The sequence below is a fragment of the Mycobacterium farcinogenes genome (assembly GCF_019739075.1).
Classification (GTDB): Bacteria; Actinomycetota; Actinomycetes; order Mycobacteriales; family Mycobacteriaceae; genus Mycobacterium; species Mycobacterium senegalense.
On record NZ_CP081673.1, the window covers coordinates 3,242,816 to 3,265,638 of the forward strand.

The following is a 22,823-nucleotide window of genomic DNA, read 5'->3' on the forward strand; positions in this document are numbered from 1 at the left end:
CGGTCAGCCCAGCATCGTGTTGACTGCGGTGGTCAGTTCAGGTGAGGCCGAGCTGGCCACATGCTGGTAGCTGCCGCTGCTCGCCTGCGCGACGGCTTCCCAGGTGGCCCGGTCCGAGCCGCTACCGAAATCGATCACGTTGACCGCGACCGGGCGGGCCGGGTCGAAGGCGCCGCGGATGAACTCCTGCAGTCCAGCCCCGTCCAGGCTCTGGTCGGTGTGCGGGCCGGTGGTGATGACCAGAATCGAATTGGTCTGGCCCTCATGGTATTTCGACAGGGCCTCGGTGTAGATCATTCGCAGCGTGGTGAACGACACCGCACCGCCGCCCGAGGCGGACTGGGCGTCCAGCGTCGAGGTCAGTTCATCGGAGCGACGCTGACCGCTCACCGGCTCGGCCAACGGCCCCGTCGGGACCTCTGAGCGTCCTTCGGTGCCGTCGAAGGTCCACAGTCCGACGGCGGCGGTGTCGGGCAACGCCTTGATCCGGCTGTTGAGCGCGGCGACCACGTTGGCCAGGCGGGACTTGCCGCCCTCCTCGGTCGGCATCGACTGGTCGAGCATGATGGTGACCGCGGGGCTGCCCGTCGGCGTGGCTGTCGCGTTGGCCAAAGTCACCCGCATGGTGTTGTCACCGATCGACAACGGCGCGGCCAACTGGCTGAAGTCGGTGACATCGCTGGACGGCGGCGTCGTCCCCTCAGCCCGGAATCCGGCCTTGGCGAGTTCGGCGAGCTGCTCGGGCTTGCGCAGATAGCGGGCGAACTCGCTGGCCGCCGTGACCTGTTCCTTCTCCAGCCAGTCCCCGGCCAGCAGAACCGTCGGGTAGTCGGCCGTGGCCGTCGGGCCGGGTGGTATCCAGCCGGCCAGGGCGGACTTCGCATCGTCCAGCGACGTGCCGCGCTGGAAGATCTGCTGTTCGGTGGTGGCCACCGCGTGCACCGGCGCGGTCGCCGGATCGGAGGCGTTGAGCAGCGCGTCGAGGGCGGTCCCCAGCTCGCTGTCGTCGAGCTTGGGCTGCCCGCGCAACAGGCTGTTGACACCGCTCATGCCCGAGGTCGCCGGCGCGCCGGACGGTGCTGACGCCGCGGCGACGGCCTCGGCGGTAAGGGAAGCGGCATCGCCGTTGCTGTGCGTCGGCAACGCGAGTTTGAGTGTGCCCCAACCGGGAAGCTTGAGCGCGTTCATCGCGGCCGGGCTGCTCTGCAGTTGTGGCAGGGTGGCCCAGGTCTGTTGTGCCAGGGCGTCCTTGAGTTGCGGACGGACCGCGAGCAGAACCGGTGAGGTGACCAGGGAGCGACTGTCGCTGACGGTCTTGGCGCCCGCGGTGGCCTCCAACCGAGCCTCGGCGATGCTGCTGGCCGGAATCCACAGCGCGGGACGGTCACCCAGCTCGCTGGGCCACGCGTTGGCGAAACCGCTGACCACCCGGTCTGATTCGGCGGACTGCACGCGTACCTTGACGCAGCGGTCGCCCACGGGGCTCACCGACTCGTTGTAGGTGTTGGCCAGTCCCTCGATGTGCGACGAGATGGTCGGGTCGGCGATCACGGCGACCCCGAGTTCGCCGTCGACACACCGCGCGGCGGCGGCGTCGCTGCGCCCGGCCAGGACGTCACCGAAGAACTTCCACAGGATGACCGCACCGACCAGGGCCACCACGGTGACCAGGGTGACGATCACGCCGATGCTGACACCTCGGCGCCCGGACTCGACGGCGCGGTGGCTTCCGGTCCACTCCCCGTCCCAGTCGCGCTGGCGGCTCGTGGGAGTGGACGGCGGCGGCGGTGGCTCGGACACGGCGCCGAATTGTGCGGTCGGCTGATCATCGGCGTAGTCGCCGTCGGAGTATGCCCCCGCGTACTCGGCGTCGTATTCCGGGTCGTAGTCGGAGTCGTCGGCGTACGTGCCGCCGCGGTACTCGTCGATGTACTCGTCTTCGAAGCCGTCGCCCTCGACGTAATCCGCCTCGTCGTAGTCGGCGTATTCCGAATCCTGATAGTCCGATTCGTAATCGTCGTCGCCGTCGGCATATCGGGGCGCGCGGTAATCAGGCTCGGCGCGATAGCCCCGGTCGTCCCGGTAGTCCGGCTCGTCCCGGTACGCCGGCGCCTCGCGGTACCCGCGGTCGGGTTGGTGCCCGGGCGCGTCACGGCGGGGAGTCTGGTAGTCGTCGGAATACCCGGACTCGCCGACGTGCGGCTCGTCCGGGGCATCCTCGGGGTCGGGAATGCTGTGCCTGCCCATTCCTAACCCCTGTACGTCTCGCGCCGACTAGTCATCCGGACCCGCCGAAGTCTAATCACTTCCCGGCGGTGCTCGCTTTGAACTCGCGGCGGCGTCGGTGCAGGATCGGCTCGGTGTAGCCATTGGGCTGCTGCGCGCCGGACAGGATCAGCTCCTGCGCCGCGCCGAACGCGATGCTGGCATCCGGGTTGGGCGCCATCGCCAGATAGTCGGGATCTCCGGCGTTCTGCTCGTCGACGACCGCGGCCATCCGGCGCAGGCTGGCCTTCACATCCTCTTCGGTGATGATGCCGTGGCGCAGCCAGTTGGCCAGCAGCTGGCTGGAGATCCGCAGTGTGGCACGGTCTTCCATCAGCGCGACATCGTGGATGTCGGGCACCTTCGAGCAGCCGACGCCGGCGTCGATCCAGCGGACCACGTAGCCCAGGATCGACTGGCAGTTGTTGTCCACCTCTTCGTGGATCTCCTCTGGCGACCAGGTCAGCGAGGAGTCCGCGAGCGGGATCGTCAGCAGCTCTTCGATTGTGGCGCGCTTCTTGCCGGCGAGTTCCTTCTGCACGGCCTCGACGTCCACCTGGTGGTAGTGCATCGCGTGCAGGGTGGCCGCGGTCGGCGAGGGGACCCATGCGGTGGTGGCGCCGGCCTTCGGCTGGCCGATCTTCTGCTCGACCATGTCGGCCATCAGATCGGTCATCGCCCACATGCCCTTGCCGATCTGGGCCTTGCCGGCCAAACCGGTGGCCAGGCCCACGTCGACATTGTTGTCCTCGTACGCCTTGATCCACGGCTGGCTCTTCATGGCGCCCTTGCGGATCATCGGGCCGGCTTCCATGGAGGTGTGGATCTCGTCGCCGGTGCGGTCCAGGAAGCCGGTGTTGATGAACACCACGCGATCGGCGGCGGCCTTGATGCAGGACTTCAGGTTGACCGTGGTGCGGCGTTCCTCGTCCATGATGCCGACCTTCAGAGTGCCGGCCGGCAGGCCGAGCACATCCTCGACGCGGCCGAACAGCTCGCAGGCGAAGGCCACCTCGTCAGGGCCGTGCATCTTGGGCTTGACGATGTACACCGAGCCGGTGCGGCTGTTCTTCAGCGGACCATTCGCTCCGTCGTTATCCGAGCCGTCCTTGAGCCCATGCATGGCGATCAGGCCGGTGAAGAGCGCGTCCTGGATGCCCTCGGGGATCTCGTTCCCATCCGCATCCACGATCGCGTCGTTGGTCATCAGGTGCCCGACGTTGCGCACGAACAGCAGGCTGCGGCCGGGCAGGGTCAGCTCGCCCTCGCCGTCCGGGGTGGTGAAGGTGCGGTCGGGGTTGAGCACGCGGGTGAAGGTCTTGCCGCCCTTGCTGACCTCTTCGGCCAGGTCGCCCTTGTTCAGGCCAAGCCAGTTGCGGTAGCCGAGCACCTTGTCGTCGGCGTCGACGGCGGCCACGGAGTCCTCGAAGTCCATGATCGTGGTGATCGCGGATTCCAGCACGACGTCCTTGATGCCCGCGGCGTCGGTCGAGCCGATGGGGGAGTCGGGGTCGATGAGGATCTCGATGTGCAGGCCGTGGTTGCGCAGCAGCACCGACCACTGCGGCTGGCCGAGCTCACCGGTGTAGCCGACGAACTGCTCGGGGGTGGCCAGGCCACTCGACAGGCCATCGCCGTACTCCACCAGCAACTGGCCTTCGTCGATCTTCAGACCGGTGGCCTCGCTCCAGCTGCCTGCGGCCAGCGGCACGACCTCGTCCAGGAAGTTGCGGGCGTAGGCGATCACCTTGTCGCCGCGCACTGTGTTATATCCGCCGTCGGTACCCGGTCGCACCTTCTCGGCGCCGTCCTCTTCGCTGATGACGTCCGTGCCGTACAGCGCGTCGTACAGCGAGCCCCACCGCGCGTTGGCGGCGTTGAGCGCGAAGCGGGCGTTGAGGATCGGCACCACGAGCTGAGGGCCGGCGGTCGAGGTGATCTCGTCGTCGACGCCGGAGGTGGTGACGGTGAAGTCGGCGGGTTCGGGCAGCAGGTAGCCGATGTCGGTGAGGAACTGCTTGTAGGCCTCGGGATCGACCGGCTCGAGCACGTGGGCACGGTGCCACTTGTCGATCTGCGCCTGTAGATCGTCGCGACGGGCCAGCAGGTCCTGGTTCTTCGGGGTGAGGTCAGCGACGACCTTGTCCACACCGGACCAGAAGCTGTCCGGGTCGACGCCGGTGCCCGGCAGTGCCTCGTTGGTGATGAAGTCGTGCAGCACCTGCGCGACACGCAGGTTTCCGACAGTCACGCGATTGGTCATGCGCGTTTCCTCCCTCGGCTCCAGGCACCGTGCGATGCCTGCCGTTTATCCAGCTTACCCATTGGTAACGTCGGCCTTTCAGCCGTCCAGCCTGCTGAGCAACAGCTCACACTGGTTTGCCAGAGTGACCCGCAACGGAGCCGCTCGTTCGGCGATGCGCTGTTGGGCCCTGACGTATTCGGCACGCCCGGCCGGTGTTTCGATGGCGATCGGCTCGAAACCATACTGCTTCAAGTCGTATGGGCTGGCACACATATCGAGTGCCCGCGCGTCGGCCGCCAGATCGAGCGCGTCCATCACCAACTCCGAGGGCACCAGGGGGCCCAGTTTGTAGGCCCACTTGTAAGTGTCCATGGCGGCATGGATGCAGCCCGGCTGCTCGGTGTCGATCTGCTGCTCCCGGCTCAGTTGCCGTTCGTTACGACCGACTGCGGCGTCGGTGAAGAACCGGAACGCGTCGAAGTGGGTGCACCGCAACGGCATTGACTCGACGACGGCATCGGTCCCGGCGGAGCCGAGGCGCAGCGAAACCTGGTCGTGGCGTTGCTGGGAAGTTCGGTAGACCATGGCCCATTCATGGAGTCCGAAGCAGTTCATGCGGGGCGTTCGCGTCGCGGTCGCGCGCATCAACCGGGCGACGAACCGGACGGTCTCAGCGCGTGCACGCAGGTAGTCGTCACGGACCGTGACGCCGTGCGGATGCGGTCCGTACCCGGTGCGTCGCAGGTACTCGCCGGCCCGCCCGCCGGTCAGCACGACCCCGTACCCGGGATGCCATCGCCGTAGCTGGCGCGGGCGCAGGCTGTAGTAGGTGAACAGGAAATCCCACACCGGATGCGGTTCACCGGCGTGTTGGCGGCGCAGGTGCGGTGTGAGGAACTCGTCGGCGCGGCGCCGGTGTGACTCTGCCCGGGCCGTCCAGACCGGGGCCGCCAAGACCTCGCCGGCTTCGGCGGCACCCGCAACGGTCAGTCCAGCCGCGCCTGATCCAGCGCGTCCCTGCATGTCTCCTCCACCGGGTGGCCCGTTGCCGCCATGAAGCTCGAGCCTACCTGGGGAGATGCGAGCTCAGTCGTGCGCGCCGGTGGTGACCACCAGGCGCCCGGTGGTCTGCCGGGCCTTCATCCGCTCCAGTTGCGCCGGCAGGTCCGGCCACGCCACCTCGGCGCCGATCACGGTGCGGATGGCCCCGGTGCGCAGCATTTCGAGCAGTTTGACGTGCGCGTCGAGGCCTTCGGACCGCGCGGGCCAGTTGAAGCCGAGGGTGCGCCGGACCGCGACCGGATCCGTGACGTACACCAGGCAGACGCCGCACACGTCGAAGTTGCCGTAGGCGATGGGGCGCGGCGACAGGTAGTCGCCGTCTTCGAGGGCGATGTCCTCGGCGAACCCGGCCATCAGGTGGCGCCCGTTGAGGCCCATGCACTTGAAGGTGTTCGTGGTGACGCTGCCGCCGACCGCGTCGAACGCGACGTCGACACCGCGGCCGTAGGTGAGGTCCATGACCTGTTCCACCCAGTCGTCACTGCGGTAGTTGACGGCGTGGTCGGCGCCCAGCTCGCGACAGAACTCGAGCTTCTCGTCACTGCCGGCGGTCGCGATCACGCGGGCGCCGAGTGCCTTGCCGAGCACCAGCGCGCCTGATCCCGTACCACCGGCAGCCGCGTGCACCAGCAGCGTCTCGCCCGGCTTGAGCCGGCCCCGCTCGTGCAGCGCGAACCAGCCCAGGTGGAACGGGTAGTGCAGTGCGGCGCCGTCGGCGTCGCTGACCCAGTCCGGGAGCTCGAGCGCAGTCGCGGCGTCGACGATCGCATAGGAGGCGTACCCGCCGAAGGCCATCGAGGGGATCCCGACGATGCGGCGGCCCACCAGGTGTTCGGCGCCGAGCCCTGCGCTCTCGACCACGCCGACGGCTTCCATGCCGGGGACGAACGGCGGCTGTAGCGGCATGGTCGTGTACCGGCCGCCGATGACGTCGATGTCGTTGAAGTTGAGACAGAAGGCCCGCACTGCGACCCGGATTTCCCCGGGCCCGGGTGCGCGCACCTCGACGGTCTGGCGTTCGAGGACCTTCGCCGGATCGCCGAGGCCGGTGGCCACCCACGCTTCCGCTGAGATCGCCTCGGTTGCAGTTTGGTTCACTGGTCCTCCATCGCAGATTTGTTGTTACACGATGTAATAACAAATCTGGCACCATGGCAATAGGTGGTGGCACCGCCGGACGTCGGCGGTGTGCCAGACTCGGCTGACCGCCAGGCGATGTGAGGAGACAGCGTGGACGCGCGTGCCGGCAGTCGTCATCGGCGGCAGGGGTCGCGCCCCGACCCGACCATCGACCAAGCGGTGCTGGCCACCACCCGCACGCTCCTGGTCGAGCGCGGCTACGCGGCCACATCCATCGACCTGATCGCCAGCACGGCCGGTGTCAGCCGCCCGACCATCTACCGCAGATGGAAGTCCAAGGCGCTACTGGTCCACGAAGCCGTCTTCCCGGATCTCGACCCCGCCGCGCCGAGTGACGACGTAGCCGGCGAGATCACCCGGTTGTGTCGCGGTGCGTATCTGCTGTTCCGCGACCCCGCTGTGCGGGAATCGATCCCTGGCCTGCTCACCGACCTGCGGGCCGACTCCGACATCCGCCGGCTCATGACCGAGCGGCTCGACGCAGCCGCGCGCACTCAGCTCGCATCGCTTGTGAACGACGCCGCCGCACACGGGCGAGCCCGTCGGCAGGTCGACATCGACACCATCATGGACGCGATCGGCGGCGCGGCGATGTACGCCATGTGTGTGCGGGGCGTCGACGACACGGATCAGGCCGTCGAGCGGGCGGCCACCGACCTCGCCGAGCTGATCCTGCGCGGGCTGCTCGAGCAGCCCGGGGGATAGCCGTCCGCTCAGATGCGGTGCGTGCCGTCCCGCACCGTGCCGACCAGATCCTCCACCAGGTCCTCCAGCGCCACCATGGCGATGACGGTGTCGTCCGGACCGGTCACCAGCGCGAGATGACTGTTCGTCCGCCGCATCCGTGACAGCGCGTCGGGCAGCGGCGTCGAGGCCGGGATCCGGGGCAACGGACGCACCATGGACGCATCGAGCACCGCGTCGGGGTCGTTGATGTGCGGTAGCACATCTTTGATGTGCAGATAGCCGATGAACTCGCCGAAGGCATCGGCCACCGGGAAGCGTGAGTAACCGGTTTCGGTGAGGGCCCGCTCAACGTCACCCACGGACGGCCCGGAACCGGGCGCCGCGGCCCGGATGGCGTGGATGTCGGTCAAAGGCATCGCGACATCGCTGACCGTGCGGCTGCGGGTCTGCAGGGCCCGGGTGAGCCGGCCGTGCTCCTCGCTGTCGAGCAGGCCCTCGGATACGGACTCGGCGATCATCTCCGACAGTTCGACGGTCGACACCGCCGATTCCAGTTCATCTTTGGGCTCCACGCGAAATGCCCGCAGGGTGGCATTGGCACACCAGTTGTAGAACGCGATGAACGGCCGGGCCGCCCGGATGTAAACCAGGTACGGCGGGATCAGCAGCATCGCGGCGGTCTCGGGACCGGCGATCGCGATGTTCTTCGGCACCATCTCGCCGAGCAGGACGTGCAGGATCACCACGATGGCCAGCGCGACGAAGAACGAGACCGTGTGCAGCACGGCGTCGGACACGCCGACCAACGCGAACGGCTTCTCCAGCAGATGCGCGACGGCAGGCTCACCCACACGGCCCAGCAGAATCGAACAGATCGTGATGCCCAGCTGAGAGCCCGCCAGCATCAGCGACAGGTGCTCGCCGGCCCGAATCACGGTGACTGCGCTGCGTTTACCTTGTTCGGCGAGCGCCTGCAGCCGATCCCGGCGGGCGGAGATCAGCGCGAACTCCGCGGCCACGAAGAACGCGTTGGCCGCCAGCAGCAGCACGGTCAACAGCACGCCGAGGATGTCACCCATGGCTGTTCCCCCGGTCGCCGAGGCTGGTCAACTCGAGCAGGTCGATCCGGCGACCGTCCATCCGCACCACGGTGGCCAGCCAGTGCGTCGGCTTGTCGGGATCCGCGTCGGGATCGAACGCCGTGAGTTCCACAGATTCGCCGTTCTCCGGTATGTGCCCGAGTTCCTGCAGCACCAGACCCCCGATGGTCTCGTATTCGCCTTCGGGAGCCCGGAAACCGGTGCTGGTCGCCACCTCGTCGATGCGTAGCAGCCCGGACACCTGCCAGCCTTCCCCGGCCGGCACCACGTCGGGTGTGGCGTCGTCATGCTCGTCGCGCACGTCCCCGACGATCTCCTCGATCAGATCCTCGACGGTCACCATGCCCGCGGTGCCGCCGTACTCGTCGACCACCAACGCGGTCTGCAACCCGTTCGCGCGGATCTGGGTCATCACGGCGTCGCCGTCGAGGGTGGACGGCACGGTCGCCACCGGCAGTGCCAGGGCGGCCAGCCGGGTCTTGTCCCGGTCGTCGCGCGGAATCGCGAACACCTGCTTGATGTGGACGACGCCGATGGTCTCGTCGAGGTCACCTTCGACGATCGGGAAACGGGAATAGCCGGTTCGGATCGCGGCGTTCATCAGGTCGGTCACCGAATCGCCCGCGTCCAGGACTTCGATCTTGGAGCGCGGGGTCATCAGTTCTTCGGCGGAACGTTCGCCGAACTGCAGCGAGCGGTGCACCAACAATGCGGTGGTGGGGTCGAGCGAACCGCTGCGGGCGGAATTGCGGACCAGCGACGCCAGCTCCTGGGCCGAGCGTGCCGACCGAAGCTCCTCGGCCGGTTCGATGCCCAGCCGGCGCAGGATCCAGTTGGCGGTGCCGTTGGTCATTCGGATCACCGGGGTGAACAGCAGCGAGAACAGCAATTGGAACGGTGCGGCGGCGCGGGCGGTCGGCACCGGGCGGGCCACCGCGAGGTTCTTGGGGACGAGCTCGCCGAACACCATCGACAGCGAGGTCGCGATGAGCACCGCCAGGAACAGGGCCAGGCCGGAGGCCACGTTGGCGGGGATGCCCAGGGCGTCGAGGCCCGGCCGGATCAGCTCCCCGACGACCGGTTCGGCGAGATAACCGGTGGCCAGGGTGGTGATGGAGATGCCGACCTGGGCCCCGGAAAGCTGGAAGGACAACGTGCGATGCGCGCGGCGGACAAGTTGGTCCCGGCGGTCGCCCGCGCGGGCGTTGGCCTCGACCGTGCTGCGCTCAAGTGCGGTCAGGGAGAACTCGGCGGCCACGAATACCGCGGTGCCGAGGGTGAGCAGGACGATCGCCAGGATCGACAGCAAGGACGCAATCACGTCCGCCGAGCCGCCCATCAGATCCTCACCAGCGCTGCGCCGGGCCCCGGGCCCGGCTGACTAGGAGAGGGGTCGTCAGCTTCAGCGCTCAGAAGTGACTGGTGTTCCACCCCGAAGGCCGGTTCAGAACCGGAGGCCTCGGTGGGTGCCTGCGGCACGTGAACCCTTTCGTTCGATCTGACCGAGTAGGCCGCTATGCGATCTGGCGCCGACCACTCGGTGTTCAAGAACCCCAATAGTATCGCGCCTCGGCGGATTACCAGCCCGTCGGGAGCGGATGCCCTTCGGCGAATCCGGCTGCCGACTGCACGCCGAGCACCACCTTCTCGTGCAACTCGGCCAGGTTGGTGGCGCCGACGTAGGTGCACGTGCTGCGCACCCCCGAGGTGATGTGGTCGAGCAGGTCCTCCACACCGCCACGGCTCGGGTCCAAGCTCATCCGGGACGAGGAGATGCCTTCCTCGAACAGGGCCTTGCGGGCCCGGTCGAATTGGCTGTCCCCGGCGGTGCGGGCGGCCACTGCGCGCTTGGAGGCCATGCCGTAGCTCTCCTTGTACGGGCGTTCCTCCCGGTCGTGCAGCAGATCCCCGGGGGATTCGTAGGTGCCGGCGAACCACGAGCCGATCATCACGTTCGACGCTCCCGCGGCGAGCGCCAGCGCCACGTCACGCGGATGCCGCACCCCGCCGTCGGCCCACACATGGGCACCGAGTTCCTTTGCCGCAGCGGCACATTCGACGACGGCGGAGAACTGCGGCCGGCCCACGCCGGTCATCATGCGGGTAGTGCACATCGCTCCGGGACCCACGCCTACCTTGACGATCGACGCACCGGCTTCGATGAGGTCGCGGGTGCCCTCGGCGGAGACCACGTTGCCTGCCGCCAGCGGCAGGCCGAGACCCAGGGCGGCCACGGTCTTGATCGCGTCGAGCATCTTGACCTGGTGACCGTGGGCGGTGTCGATGACCAGCAGGTCGACCCCGGCCTCGGCCAGGGCGCGGGCTTTGGCGCCCACGTCGCCGTTGATGCCGACGGCCGCGGCGATACGCAGCTTTCCGGCGGCGTCGACGGCCGGCGTATAGATGCCGGCCCGTACCGCAGCGGTGCGGGTCAGCACGCCGGCCAGTGAACCGTCCGCCTCGGTGAGCACCGCGAGGTCGATCGGCGCGTGCTCAAGGAGGTCGAACACCTTCCTCGGGTCGGTGCCCACCGGCGCGGTGACGAAGTCCGACACCGCCACGTCGCGGATCCGGGCGAACCGGTCCACCCCGGCGCAACTGGACTCGGTGACCAGGCCGATCGGGCGGCCCTCGAACACCACCACCGCGGCGCCGTGGGCACGCTTGTGCAGCAACGCCGTGGCGTCGGACACCGAGTCGTCCGGACTGAGGATCACGGGCGTGTCCACCACCAGGTCGCGGCTCTTGACGAACTGGACGGTGTCGGCGACCACGGAGCTCGGCAGATCCTGGGGCAGCACCACGATGCCGCCCCGCCGGGCGATGGTCTCGGCCATCCGCCGGCCCGCCACCGCTGTCATGTTCGCCACCACCACCGGGATGGTGGTGCCGGATCCGTCGGTGGTGGACAGGTCGACATCGAACCGCGATGCCACCTCCGACCGTCCCGGCACGACGAAGACGTCGTTGTAGGTCAGGTCGTACGGCGGGATGTGCCCGTTCAGAAACCTCACGCCGTCGAGTCTAGTGGCGCGGGTTTACTCGACAGTGCTGCCGAATCTAGGCAGGCACCTCGCTGCGGTCGCCGCTCCAGAGCGTGTGGAACTTCTGGCCCTCGGGAGCGTCCGTGCGGCCGTAGGTGTGCGCACCGAAGAAGTCGCGCAGGCCCTGGGTCAGCGCCGCGGGCAGCCGCTCGGTGCGCAGCGCGTCGTAGTACGACAGTGCCGAGGCGAATCCCGGGATCGGAATGCCCAGCTGGGTGGCCGTCACCACGACGCGGCGCCAGCTGTCGATGGCCGATTCGACCGCACTGCGGAAGTACGGTGCGGCGATCAGCGTGGCCAGTTCCGGATCGGCGTCGAAGGCTTCCTTGATCCGGTTGAGGAACTTGGCCCGGATGATGCAGCCGCCGCGCCAGATGGTGGCCAGGTCGCCGGGGGTGAGATTCCAGTCGTACTCGGCAGAACCGGCCTGGATCTGGTTGAACCCCTGCGCGTAGGCGATGATCTTCGATGCGTACAGCGCCTGACGCACATCCTCGGTGAATTGCTTCGCGTCAGCGGGCTTTGCGCCGAGATCGCCGGACGCCAAACCGGTGGTGGCCTTGCGCTGGGCGACCGACCCCGACAGGGCGCGGGCGAACACCGCCTCGGCGATGCCGGTGACGGGGACCCCGAGGTCCAAGGCGGACTTCACGGTCCAGCGCCCGGTGCCCTTCTGCTCGGCCTCGTCGACGATCACGTCGACCAGCGGCTTGCCGGTCTTGGCGTCGACCTGGCGCAGCACCTCGGCGGTGATCTCGACGAGGTAGCTGTCGAGGTCTCCCTTGTTCCACTCGGTGAACACGTCGGCGATCTGTGCCGCTTCCAGGCCGAGGCCGTCGCGCAGCAGCTGGTAGGCCTCGCCGATGAGCTGCATGTCGGAGTACTCGATGCCGTTGTGCACCATCTTGACGAAGTGACCGGCCCCGTCCGGGCCGATGTGGGTGCAGCAGGGCACCCCGTCGACGTGGGCGGAGATCTCCTCCAGCAGCGGGCCCAGGGACTTGTAGGACTCGGCGGGGCCGCCGGGCATGATCGAGGGACCGTTGAGCGCGCCCTCCTCACCGCCCGAGATGCCCGCACCGACGAAATGCAGGCCGCGTTCGCGGATCGCCTTCTCCCGGCGGATGGTGTCGGTGTAGAGGGCGTTGCCGCCGTCGATGATGATGTCGCCGGGCTCCATGGCGTCGGCGAGTTCGTTGATCACCGCATCGGTTGGGTCGCCGGCCTTGACCATGATGATCACCCGGCGTGGTTTCTCCAGGGCGTCAAGGAATTCCGCGATCGTCTCGCTGCGCACGAACTTGCCCTCGGAGCCGTGCTCGGCCAGCAGTGCATCGGTTTTGGCGATCGACCGGTTGTGCAGCGCAACGGTATAGCCGTGGTGGGCGAAGTTGCGGGCGAGGTTGGAACCCATCACGGCCAAACCCGTGACGCCGATCTGTGCCGTGCCGGAAGTACTGGTCTTGCTCATGCAGCAGCCTTTCGTTGTTTTGTTGTAGCAGAACGCCTGTCGTGCAGAGCGTTATCCGAGTCCGGAGAACAGGCGGTGAAGTTCGGTGAGCCAGGGGACGGCGACGGCGACGGTGGGCACCACCAGCACGGCGGCCGCGGCCAGGTAGGCGGTGACGGCCATGGCGACGCTGTTGGGCTTGCCGCCGAGCCGTCGTACCCGGATGACGGTGGTCGGCCCGCCGGCGGCGAGCGCACCCGAGGGGGTACGGCCGCCTGCGCAGGCCACCAGGGCCCGGGCCAGCGGAGTGGGGCCGGCGGTCCGTACCGCGGCGTCGTCGGCGAGTAGTTCGATCAGCAGGCGGACCGCGTCGAGCGCATTGGCGCTGCGCACGAACCGGGGGAAGGCGGCGTGGACGGCGGTGAACATCTCCAGCACCAGATCATGGCGGGCACGCAGGTGGGCACGCTCATGGGTGAGGATCGCGGCGACCTCGTTGTCGGCCAACGTGGTCAGTGTTCCTTCGCTGACCACGACACGGCTGCGCACTCCGGGCAGGCAGTAGGCGAGCGGCTGAGCGACGTCGAGGATGCGCAGCCCGTCGCCGGCGAGCGGGCGGTGGGCCGTACACAGATGGGCGGGGACCGCATCGCGGGACTTGCTCAGCAGGTCGACCATCATGCGGTGATATGCGCGGCGGCGGCGAGTGGCCACGGCCACCTGGATCACGGCCACGCACAGCCGTCCGCCGATGAACAGGGTCAGGCTGAACACCACGACGAGCAGCAGCCACAACGGCCAACCGAGTGCCTCGATCTCGCTGGTGATGGTCGCCGTCGGACGACCGTCGGGACCGGGCACGAACAGGCGGCTCGCGATCGCGATACCCGCGGAGAAGGCCGAGAGCACGGCGGCCAGTGCGATCGACTGCCACAGCACGATTGCGGCCCGAGGGGCACGCAGCGGCCAGGACGACCGGGCCAGCACCGCGGGCACCGGACCCACCAGGGCCAGTGCGAGGAGGGTGAAGGCCAGCGCGGACACGCCGTAAGTCTCTCTCAGCCGGTACCGGAATTACCAGCCGGTGGGGGCAGCTGGTGCTTGTTCTCCAGTTCAGCGAGCGCCCGGCGCAGGGCGCGGGCTTCGTCGAGACCGACTCGTTCGACGAAATGGACCAGCGCGGCCTGGCGGCTGCCCGAGTCTGCGGCCTGGTCGAGGGCGTCGACCATCAGGCCGGCGACCAGCTCGTCGCGCCCATGGGTGGGCGCGTAGCGGTGCGCGCGGTCATCGCGGTGCTGCACGACGAGATTCTTCTTCGCCAGCCTTTGCAGCACGGTCATGATCGTGGTGTAGGCCAAGTCGCGGCGGGCGGCCAGCGCCTCATGGACTTGGCGCACTGTTTGGGGTTCGGGTGCGGACCACAGGTGATCCATCACCTCGCGCTCAAGCTCCCCGAGACGCGTCAATTTGGCCATGTTCCGTTCTCTCCTGAGCAGTAGAGCCAGCGTACTACGGGCTTACTACCGCGCGTCGTATGTATTTGGCGTTGGCGCCCGAACCGGCTTTCACCGCGGTTTAGGGCAAGGTCAGCGCCATATATGGGGCCGGCTGTGAATCGAGTCACAGGGGGTAGCTCTCGTCGTCCACGTGACTATAGTAAGGCTAACCTAAGTGAACCGGGAGCCTTCGGAGGTGGCATGACGGTCTTGATCGACGACCCGCTGATCGCGGGCATGGACATCGAGCGGCCACTGCCGCTGCATGAATCCAGCCGGCGTTTGCGTGAGCTGTACCCGGAATGCCCCCGGGTCTACGGTGTCGCCGTAGTGGGCGACCTGTCGCGGCGGCGGTGGTGGCCCCTGGCCGAGGCGTTGTCCGCGGATCGGCTGCAGGGCATGTTCGACGCCGCGATGGCCGAGACCGGCAACCGCGCGGCCGTCGCCCAGCAGTTGGCGGCGACCTTCATCCATGTGGTGATCGGCCGGGTGGTGCCGCTGTTGGCGCTGGAAGGACGCGCCTGGGATACGGGCCTGGAAAACCTGTGGGTCCACGTCGATTCCGAGGGGGCGATCGACTGGGTCGGTGTGGTCGATCCGACCCTGCGAAGCCTGCCCGAGGATCCCTATTACTCCGGCCGCGCCGCCCGGATCGCCAACGCGGCTCATGACGGGATCGTGGCGTTGCCCAGTGAAGCCGCGCTGACCACCTGGGTGGCGCACCGCAGTCATCGCGCACTGGAGCCGCTCTTCGCCCGGTTGGTTCAGATCAGCGACGGCGCCATGTCGGTGGCGGCCATGTGGCACATGGTCGGTGCGGCGGTGGTCGGAGCGGCCACCCAGGTCCCGCTGCTGGCCGGGTCCAGTGAGGTGGTGAGTATGCGGCGTAGCCAGGCGGTGCTCGATGCGCTGGTCGGATTCGGCCTGCCGGTCCGTGGTTCGGGCAGGGCCGGGAAGGTCTTGCTTAATTAGGGTAGCCTTGCCTAGTATGTAGGTACGAGACCAACGGACCGCGCCGGAGTCCTGAGGGCTGCAGAGACCCCCGGTCCGCTCGAGGGCGGGTCCCGCGTTGTAGACGCGGGACCCGCCCGCATCTTTGTGGCGATACGGCGTGTAGACACAAGGACTGTGACCACTGATTCCACCGAACGACTGGGCCAGGGATTCGACTCCGAACTGGGCCTGACCTACCTGGAGCTCACCCCCGACGGCGGCCGCGCCCAGCTGACCATCCACGACAAGCTGTTGCAGCCGTGGGGGATCGTGCACGGCGGCGTGTACTGCTCGATCGTCGAAAGCCTGGCAAGTGTGTCGGGCCACATCTGGCTCTCGGAGAACGGCGGCGGCACCGTCGTCGGGGTCAACAACAACACAGACTTCCTGCGGGCGATCGGGACAGGGACGGTTACCGCGATCTCTCAACCCATCCACCGAGGACGGCGTCAGCAGCTGTGGCTGATCACCATCACCGACGAACAGGGCAAACTCGTTGCCCGCGGACAGGTGCGACTGCAGAACATCCCCGAGTAGCGCGCCGGGCTTCCGCAGCGAGCGCTGCCGAACCTCGCCCGTCATGGCAGGATCGCACGCTATGCGTTTGACCCCGCATGAGCAGGACCGTCTGCTCATCTCCTACGCCGCGGAACTGGCGCGGCGCAGGCAGGCTCGCGGCCTGCTGCTCAACCATCCCGAGGCCGTCGCCGTGATCACCGATCACCTGCTCGAAGGTGCTCGCGACGGGCGGACGGTCGCCGAGCTGATGGTCAGTGGACGCGAAGTGCTGACTCGCGAGCAGGTCATGGAGGGAGTGCCCGAGATGCTTGACGACGTGCAGGTCGAGGCCACATTCCCCGACGGCACCAAGCTGGTCACCGTGCACCACCCGATCGCCTGAGGTGCCCCGGTGATCCCTGGAGAGATCGTATTCGGTGACGGTGCAATCGAACTCAATGCCGGTGCGCCGCGGTTGACGCTCGACGTGGTCAACACCGGCGACCGACCGGTGCAGGTCGGCAGCCACGTGCATCTGCCGCAGGCCAACTCCGCTCTGGAATTCGACCGGTCCGCTGCTCGCGGACACCGACTCGACATCCCGGCCGGAACCGCGGTTCGCTTCGAACCCGGTATAGCCCAACGCATTTCACTGGTGCCGCTCGGCGGCACGCGTGAAGTTCACGGCATCAGTCTCGACCCGCCCGGCCGATTGGGAACCGCATGACCGAATTGACCAGGGCCCGCTACGCGGCGTTGTTCGGCCCCACTACCGGGGACCGGATTCGACTGGCTGACACCGACCTGTTCATCGAGATCACCGAGGACCGCAGCGGTGGCCCGGACCTGGCCGGCGACGAGGCGGTGTTCGGCGGCGGCAAGGTGCTGCGCGAGTCGATGGGCCAGGCGAGGGCGACCCGGGCCGAGGGCGCACCCGACACCGTCATCACCGGTGCGGTGATCATCGATCACTGGGGAATCATCAAGGCCGACATCGGAATCCGCGACGGGCGCATCGTGGCCATCGGTAAGGCCGGCAACCCCGACATCATGACCGGTGTGCACCCGGACCTGGTCGTCGGTCCGTCGACCGAGATCATCGCAGGCAACGGCCGGATCCTGACCGCCGGTGCCATCGACTGCCACGTGCACCTGATCTGTCCGCAGATCATGCCAGAGGCGCTCGGTGGCGGCATCACCACGATCGTGGCCGGGGGTACCGGTCCGGCCGAGGGCAGCAAGGCCACCACGGTCACCCCGGGTGCCTGGCATCTGGCCAGGATGCTGGAGTCGCTGGACTCCTGGCCGCTCAACGTCGCGTTGCTCGGCAAGGGAAACACCGTCAGTTCAGAGGCCATGTGGGAGCAATTGCGGGCCGGTGCAGCGGGATTCAAGCTGCACGAGGACTGGGGCACCACGCCGGCGGCCATCGACGCGTGCCTCACTGTCGCCGAAGCCGCCGGCGTGCAGGTCAATATCCACACAGACACCCTGAACGAAGCCGGTTTCGTCGAGGACACCCTGTCGGCGATCAAGGGCCGCGGCATCCACGCCTACCACACCGAAGGCGCCGGCGGCGGGCACGCACCCGACATCATCACCGTCGCCTCGCATCCGAATGTGCTTCCCAGCTCGACCAATCCGACCCGTCCGCACACGGTCAACACCCTCGACGAGCACCTCGACATGCTCATGGTGTGTCACCACCTCAACCCGAGTGTGCCCGAGGATCTGGCGTTCGCCGAGAGCCGGATCCGGCCGTCGACGATCGCGGCCGAAGATCTGCTGCACGACATCGGGGCGATCTCGATGATCGGCAGTGACTCTCAGGCCATGGGGCGGGTCGGTGAAGTGGTGCTGCGGACTTGGCAGACCGCGCATGTGATGAAGCGCAGGCGCGGCGCTCTGGAAGGAGATGGCGCAGCCGACAACAACCGTGTCCGCCGATACGTCGCGAAATACACCATCTGCCCGGCCATCGCGCACGGCCTCGACGAGGAGGTCGGTTCCGTCGAGGTCGGCAAGCTCGCCGATCTGGTGCTGTGGGAACCGGCGTTCTTCGGGGTCCGCCCGCATGCGGTGATCAAAGGCGGCATGATCGCCTGGGCCGCAATGGGTGACGCCAACGCTTCCATCCCGACCCCGCAACCGGTCTTGCCGCGGCCCATGTTCGGCGCGGCCCCCGCGGCCGCGGCCGCCACATCGGTCCATTTCGTCGCACCGCAGGCGATCGAGGACGGCCTGGCCGACCGCGTCGACGTGCGTCGGAAGTTGGCCGCGGTCAAGAATGTTCGCCGGATCGGTAAGGCGCAGATGCCGCACAACGATGCGTTGCCGCACATCGAGGTCGAGCCCGACACCTTCACCGTGCGGATCGACGGGCAGGTGTGGCGGGAACAGCCTGCCGTCGAGCTGCCCATGGCCCAGCGATACTTCCTGTTCTAGATGAGCAGCCTGGCAACGCTTCTCACCTTGGCCGACTCGCGCTTGCCGACCGGCGGTCACGTGCATTCCGGCGGAGTCGAGGAGGCGGTCACCAGCGGCCTACTGGTCGACCTCGCCACCTTGCGGGCCTTCTTGGTCCGGCGTATCCGGACCAGCGGAGTGGTGGCTGCCTCGATCGCGGTGGCGGTGCGGACCGGGGCTCTGGGGCCCGAGGCCGCCGACGCCGAAACCGATGCCCGCACACCGGCGCCGGCGGCCCGCGAAGCCTCGCGCGGTCAGGGGCGCGGACTGGTCCGGCTGGCCCGGCGCGTGTGGCCGCAGCAGTCGTGGGACGCGCTGGGCTCCCGGCCGCACCTGCCGGTGGCCGCCGGTGTCGTCGCAACCGCCGCCGACCTGGATCCGGGCCAGACCGCGCTGTCGGTGGTGTACACCACCATGACCGGGTCGGCCACCGCTGCCCAGCGGTTGCTCGCACTGGACCCCGCCGATGTTGCGGCGCTGACCTTCGAGCTCTCGGGGTTGTGTGACGCGGCGGCGGCCGAGGCGGTGATCGGGCCGGCCGAGCTGTCCGACCCTCTGCTCGACGTCCTGGCGCAACGGCACACCGGACGCGACCGGCCGCTGTTCGTCTCCTGAGGATCCACCCGTATACCCGAAAGGCCCACCATGCCACCGCATTTCCTCGACGGCGAGCCCCACACCCACGTCGACCGGCCCAAGCGGGTGCGCCGGCCCGGCGAGCCGCTACGTATCGGCGTCGGTGGACCGGTCGGGTCCGGCAAGACCGCACTGGTGGCCGCGCTGAGCCGGCAGCTGCGCGATGAGTTGTCGCTGGCGGTGTTGACCAACGACATCTACACCACCGAGGACGCCGACTTCCTGCGCAGGCACGCGGTGCTGCCCGACGAGCGGATCGCCGCGGTCCAGACCGGTGGCTGCCCGCACACGGCGATCCGCGACGACATCACCGCCAACCTCGACGCGATCGATGACCTCATCGAGGCGAACCCGCCGTTGGACCTGATCCTCGTCGAGTCCGGTGGCGACAACCTCACCGCGACGTTCTCGTCGGGTCTGGTGGACGTGCAGATCTTCGTCGTCGACGTGGCCGGGGGAGACAAGGTGCCGCGCAAGGGTGGGCCGGGCGTGACGTATTCGGACCTGTTGGTGGTCAACAAGACTGATCTGGCCCCGCTGGTGGGCGCCGACCTGGACGTGATGCGCCGCGATGCCGCCAAGGCCCGCGGGCAGCGGCCGACGGAGCTCATCTCGCTGACCGAGGATCCGACCGCGGGTCCCGTGTTGGCCTGGGTGCGCGAGCAGTTGGAGATCGCGCAGGCGCCGTCGGCGTGATGCACGCGCGGGTGCTGATAGCCGCCTCACCGGGGCGGCTACCGCGGATCGAGGCGCGCGGCGGTCTCGCCGGACGATGCACCGGACCCGACACGGTGCATCTGGTCTCCACGGCCGCCACTCCGCTCGGTGGCGACACGCTGACGGTGCGGCTGGTGGTGGAACCCGGTGCCCGGCTGCGGGTCCGCACCGTCGCGGCGACCATGGTGCTGCCCGGCGGCCGCACCGCGGAGTCGGCAGCGCGTTGGGAGCTCGAGGTTGCGGGCAGTCTGGACCTGGACCCGCAACCGACCGTGGTGGCCGGCGGATCCGCCCATCACACCGACACGCGACTACAGCTCGCCGAGTCCGCGCAGGTCCGAATTCGTGAACGGGTGCAAATTGGCAGATCCGGTGAGCGCGAAGGGTTCTGGTCGTCGTCGGTGCATGCCGACATCGGCTCGGCGCCGTTGTTGCGGCACCGCATCGAACTCGGTCGCGGGGCGGTGGGGGATGACGTGCTCGCCGCGCCTCGGGCCTGTGTCAGCGAACTGCGTTATCCCGCAAGCTCGTTCGAGGCGCACGGGTTGGTTTTGGCATTGGCCCGCGGCGGCAGCCTGGCCACCTGGCAAGGAGACCGGCTGCCGCCCGAAGCGTCGGCGGGCTAGGAGGCCGCTCTCTCGGATTCCTGTACGGAAGCCGCGATCTCCTCGAGCTCTTCGATCCGGGTGCGGGCGTAGGCCTGCTGTTCGGTGATGGTGAGCTGACCGCGCTTGGTGCTCAAGAACGTCACACCCCACGACAACACCGTCACCAGCCGGCTCTTGAACCCGACGATGTACACCAGGTGCAGCACCAGCCAGCACAACCAGGCGAAAAACCCGGAGAATTCGATCGGGCCGACCTTGGCGACCGCCGAGAACCGCGACACCGTCGCCATCGAGCCCTTGTCCCAGTACTCGAACGGCGAACGGATCTTCGGGCTGGTGCCTGCGACCTCACGTTTGATCAGCTTGGCCGCATATCGGCCGCCCTGGATCGCGCCCTGGGCAACACCGGGAACGCCCTCGACGGCAGCCATGTCACCGACCACGAAAACGTTCGGGTGGCCCGGCACCGTGAGATCGGGTTGCACCTTGACCCGGCCCGCGCGGTCGAGTTCGACTCCGGCCTGTTCGGCCAGGTCCTTGCCCAGCGGGCTGGCCGAGACGCCTGCCGACCACACCTTGCAGGCCGATTCGATGCGGCGCAGCGTGCCGTCGGCGTCTTTGACCGTCAGCCCGTTGCGATCGACGTCGGTCACCATGGCGCCGAGCTGAACCTCGACGCCCATCTTCTCCAGGCGTGCCTGGGCCCGCTTGCCGAGCTTCTCGCCCATCGGCGGGAGCACCGCCGGTGCGGCATCGAGCAGGATCACCCGAGCCTCGGTGGGGTCGATGTGGCGGAAGCTGCCGCGCAGGGTCTGATCGGCCAACTCGGCGATCTGCCCGGCCATTTCGACACCGGTCGGGCCAGCGCCCACCACGGTGAAGGTCAGCAGCTTGGCCCGGCGCACCGGGTCACTGGAACGCTCGGCCTGCTCGAAAGCGCCCAAGATGCGGCCACGGAGTTCCAACGCGTCATCGATCGACTTCATACCGGGAGCGAACTCGGCGAAGTGATCGTTGCCGAAGTAGGACTGGCCGGCGCCGGCGGCGATGATGAGGCTGTCGTACGGCGTGGAGTACGTGTGCCCGAGGAGCACCGAATCCACGGTCTGCTTTTCGAGGTCGATGTGGGTGACGTCACCCAGCAGCACCTGGGCGTTCTTCTGCTTGCGCAGGATGACGCGGGTGGCCGGGGCGATCTCGCCCTCCGAGATGATGCCGGTGGCCACCTGATACAGCAGCGGCTGGAACAGGTGGTGTGTCGTGCGGGCGATCAGCTTGACGTCGACGTCGGCACGTTTGAGGGTCTTGGCGGCGGTCAGACCGCCGAAACCCGATCCGATGATGACTACTTTATGCCGATCCGATGCCGTAGCTCCGGGATGGCTCATTGCTGCTCCTCGCGGACGTGTTTGCCACTCGTAATAACCGTTAGGTTAGTCGGCGCCATTCCAGCCTGTGCGGCGAGATGGCCAACCGAACCGAATGTTTACCCGGATATCAGTGGTTTCAATGCCTCGGCGGCGGCCGTGATGCCGCCTGGCACATAACCGCCGATGGTCACCGGGCTGAGGATCACCCCGTTCACCCCGGTATCGAAGAGCTTGGTCTTGAGCTGCTCGGCGATCTGCTCGGCGCTGCCGAACACGGCACGGCTCTGGAAGTCGGGCGGGATCGCGTCAGCGGTGAACTGCTCGCCGATCAGTGCGACGACCAGCATGCTGGTCTCCAGAGTGGCCGGATCCCGGTCGATCCGCTCGCACTCCTGCCGGATCACGTCGAGCTTGCGGGGCAATTCGTCGAAGTTCGCGATGATGTTCAGGTGGTCGAAGTGCCGGGCCGCCAGCGGAATTGTCTTCTTCTCGCCGCTGCCACCGATCATCAGCGGAATGTGGTCGCGGAAGCGGGGATTGGCCATTGCTTCGACCGTGCGGTAGTACTTGCCGCTGAACGTCGGTCGCTCGCCGGCGAGCATCGGCAGGATGATCTGCAGCGCCTCGCCCAGTTTGTTGAAGCGGTCGGTGAAGGTGCCGAACTCGTAGCCGAGCTGTTCATGCTCGAGTTCGAACCAGCCGGTGCCGATGCCGAGGATCGCGCGGCCCTGACTGATCACGTCGAGTGTGGTGATGGCCTTGGCCAGCAGGGTCGGGTTGCGGTAGGTGTTGCCGGTGACCAGGGTGCCCAGCTGAACTTTCTGCGTCGCGGTCGCCAACGCGCCCAGCGCGGTGTAGGCCTCGAGCATCGGCTGGTCGGGGGTGCCGAGACCCGGCAGCTGATAGAAGTGGTCCATCACGAAGACGGAGTCGAAGCCGGCGGCCTCGGCTTCCTGGGCCTGGGCGATGACGGTGGGGAAGAGTTCGGAAACGCCGGTGCCGTAGGAGAAGTTGGGGATCTGGAGTCCGAGTCGGATTGTCACTTC

21 protein-coding genes are annotated in these 22,823 nt (G+C 67.8%); 9 read left to right on the top strand and 12 right to left on the bottom strand.

All coding sequences use genetic code 11. The features are described from left to right. Positions 1 to 3 precede the first annotated feature (3 nt). From K6L26_RS15340 to K6L26_RS15355, 4 genes are all read right to left on the bottom strand, one after another. Positions 4 to 2,247, bottom strand: a complete 2,244-nt coding sequence (locus K6L26_RS15340; RefSeq protein WP_221850663.1) for a substrate-binding domain-containing protein — start codon at positions 2,245 to 2,247, stop codon at positions 4 to 6. Positions 2,248 to 2,302: 55 nt separating this feature from the next. Continuing rightward, positions 2,303 to 4,528 carry a malate synthase G gene (locus K6L26_RS15345; RefSeq protein WP_221850665.1) on the bottom strand — a complete coding sequence of 742 codons (2,226 nt, stop codon included), beginning with the start codon at positions 4,526 to 4,528 and terminating at the stop codon, positions 2,303 to 2,305. Positions 4,529 to 4,606: 78 nt separating this feature from the next. Further along, on the bottom strand, positions 4,607 to 5,533 hold the full coding sequence (locus K6L26_RS15350) for a 3-methyladenine DNA glycosylase (RefSeq protein WP_109789985.1): 927 nt from the start codon (positions 5,531 to 5,533) through the stop codon (positions 4,607 to 4,609). Between the two features lie 63 nt (positions 5,534 to 5,596). Further along, positions 5,597 to 6,670: a zinc-binding dehydrogenase gene (locus K6L26_RS15355; RefSeq protein WP_221850666.1), complete on the bottom strand. Its 1,074-nt coding sequence runs from the start codon at positions 6,668 to 6,670 to the stop codon at positions 5,597 to 5,599. Between the two features lie 132 nt (positions 6,671 to 6,802). On the opposite strand from K6L26_RS15355, the gene K6L26_RS15360 reads away from it, so the two are divergent. Further along, positions 6,803 to 7,417 (top strand): TetR/AcrR family transcriptional regulator, encoded by a 615-nt coding sequence (locus K6L26_RS15360; protein WP_036387134.1) that lies wholly within the window; start codon positions 6,803 to 6,805, stop codon positions 7,415 to 7,417. Positions 7,418 to 7,425: 8 nt separating this feature from the next. On the opposite strand, the gene K6L26_RS15365 is transcribed toward K6L26_RS15360, so the two are convergent. The 6 genes from K6L26_RS15365 to K6L26_RS15390 form a co-directional block, all read right to left on the bottom strand. After that, complete coding sequence (locus K6L26_RS15365) at positions 7,426 to 8,478, bottom strand: hemolysin family protein (RefSeq protein ID WP_036387136.1); 1,053 nt, start codon at positions 8,476 to 8,478, stop codon at positions 7,426 to 7,428. Continuing rightward, complete coding sequence (locus tag K6L26_RS15370) at positions 8,471 to 9,838, bottom strand: hemolysin family protein (protein WP_019346879.1); 1,368 nt, start codon at positions 9,836 to 9,838, stop codon at positions 8,471 to 8,473. Before K6L26_RS15370 ends, K6L26_RS15365 begins: the two co-directional genes overlap by 8 nt. 238 nt (positions 9,839 to 10,076) lie before the next feature. Continuing rightward, on the bottom strand, positions 10,077 to 11,513 hold the full coding sequence (locus tag K6L26_RS15375; RefSeq protein ID WP_085141619.1) for a GuaB1 family IMP dehydrogenase-related protein: 1,437 nt from the start codon (positions 11,511 to 11,513) through the stop codon (positions 10,077 to 10,079). 46 nt (positions 11,514 to 11,559) lie between these two features. Then, a complete protein-coding gene (gene gndA, locus K6L26_RS15380) occupies positions 11,560 to 13,014 on the bottom strand; it encodes an NADP-dependent phosphogluconate dehydrogenase (RefSeq protein ID WP_019347361.1) in 1,455 nt (484 codons plus the stop codon). Positions 13,015 to 13,065: 51 nt separating this feature from the next. After that, a complete protein-coding gene (locus K6L26_RS15385) occupies positions 13,066 to 14,037 on the bottom strand; it encodes a M56 family metallopeptidase (protein WP_019347362.1) in 972 nt (323 codons plus the stop codon). 14 nt (positions 14,038 to 14,051) lie between these two features. After that, the gene (locus K6L26_RS15390; RefSeq protein WP_043370040.1) at positions 14,052 to 14,468 is read right to left on the bottom strand and encodes a BlaI/MecI/CopY family transcriptional regulator; all 417 of its coding nucleotides are present in this window, start codon (positions 14,466 to 14,468) and stop codon (positions 14,052 to 14,054) included. 222 nt (positions 14,469 to 14,690) lie between these two features. On the opposite strand from K6L26_RS15390, the gene K6L26_RS15395 reads away from it, so the two are divergent. From K6L26_RS15395 to K6L26_RS15430, 8 genes are all read left to right on the top strand, one after another. Further along, a complete protein-coding gene (locus K6L26_RS15395) occupies positions 14,691 to 15,461 on the top strand; it encodes a hypothetical protein (protein ID WP_019347364.1) in 771 nt (256 codons plus the stop codon). A 156-nt stretch (positions 15,462 to 15,617) separates the two neighbouring features. Beyond that, positions 15,618 to 16,019, top strand: coding sequence for a PaaI family thioesterase (locus K6L26_RS15400; protein WP_019347365.1), 402 nt, complete (start codon positions 15,618 to 15,620; stop codon positions 16,017 to 16,019). A 61-nt stretch (positions 16,020 to 16,080) separates the two neighbouring features. After that, the gene (locus tag K6L26_RS15405; RefSeq protein ID WP_019347366.1) at positions 16,081 to 16,383 is read left to right on the top strand and encodes an urease subunit gamma; all 303 of its coding nucleotides are present in this window, start codon (positions 16,081 to 16,083) and stop codon (positions 16,381 to 16,383) included. 9 nt (positions 16,384 to 16,392) lie between these two features. After that, a complete protein-coding gene (locus tag K6L26_RS15410) occupies positions 16,393 to 16,707 on the top strand; it encodes an urease subunit beta (RefSeq protein ID WP_019347367.1) in 315 nt (104 codons plus the stop codon). Further along, positions 16,704 to 18,425: an urease subunit alpha gene (locus tag K6L26_RS15415; RefSeq protein ID WP_221850668.1), complete on the top strand. Its 1,722-nt coding sequence runs from the start codon at positions 16,704 to 16,706 to the stop codon at positions 18,423 to 18,425. The genes K6L26_RS15410 and K6L26_RS15415 overlap by 4 nt, the downstream gene beginning before the upstream one ends. Beyond that, positions 18,426 to 19,061: an urease accessory protein UreF gene (locus tag K6L26_RS15420; RefSeq protein WP_085141615.1), complete on the top strand. Its 636-nt coding sequence runs from the start codon at positions 18,426 to 18,428 to the stop codon at positions 19,059 to 19,061. It begins immediately after the preceding gene. A 30-nt stretch (positions 19,062 to 19,091) separates the two neighbouring features. Continuing rightward, positions 19,092 to 19,778, top strand: a complete 687-nt coding sequence (gene ureG / locus K6L26_RS15425) for an urease accessory protein UreG (RefSeq protein ID WP_019347370.1) — start codon at positions 19,092 to 19,094, stop codon at positions 19,776 to 19,778. Next, positions 19,778 to 20,425, top strand: coding sequence for an urease accessory protein UreD (locus K6L26_RS15430; RefSeq protein ID WP_221850670.1), 648 nt, complete (start codon positions 19,778 to 19,780; stop codon positions 20,423 to 20,425). The genes ureG and K6L26_RS15430 overlap by 1 nt, the downstream gene beginning before the upstream one ends. Here the strand turns inward: K6L26_RS15430 and K6L26_RS15435 are convergent. Both K6L26_RS15435 and K6L26_RS15440 read right to left on the bottom strand, forming a co-directional pair. Beyond that, complete coding sequence (locus tag K6L26_RS15435) at positions 20,422 to 21,795, bottom strand: NAD(P)/FAD-dependent oxidoreductase (RefSeq protein ID WP_036387153.1); 1,374 nt, start codon at positions 21,793 to 21,795, stop codon at positions 20,422 to 20,424. The genes K6L26_RS15430 and K6L26_RS15435 overlap by 4 nt on opposite strands. A gap of 98 nt (positions 21,796 to 21,893) precedes the next feature. Continuing rightward, entirely contained in the window at positions 21,894 to 22,820 is a 927-nt protein-coding gene (locus tag K6L26_RS15440; protein ID WP_019345369.1) for an LLM class F420-dependent oxidoreductase, read from the bottom strand. Between the last annotated feature and the right edge of the window lie 3 nt (positions 22,821 to 22,823).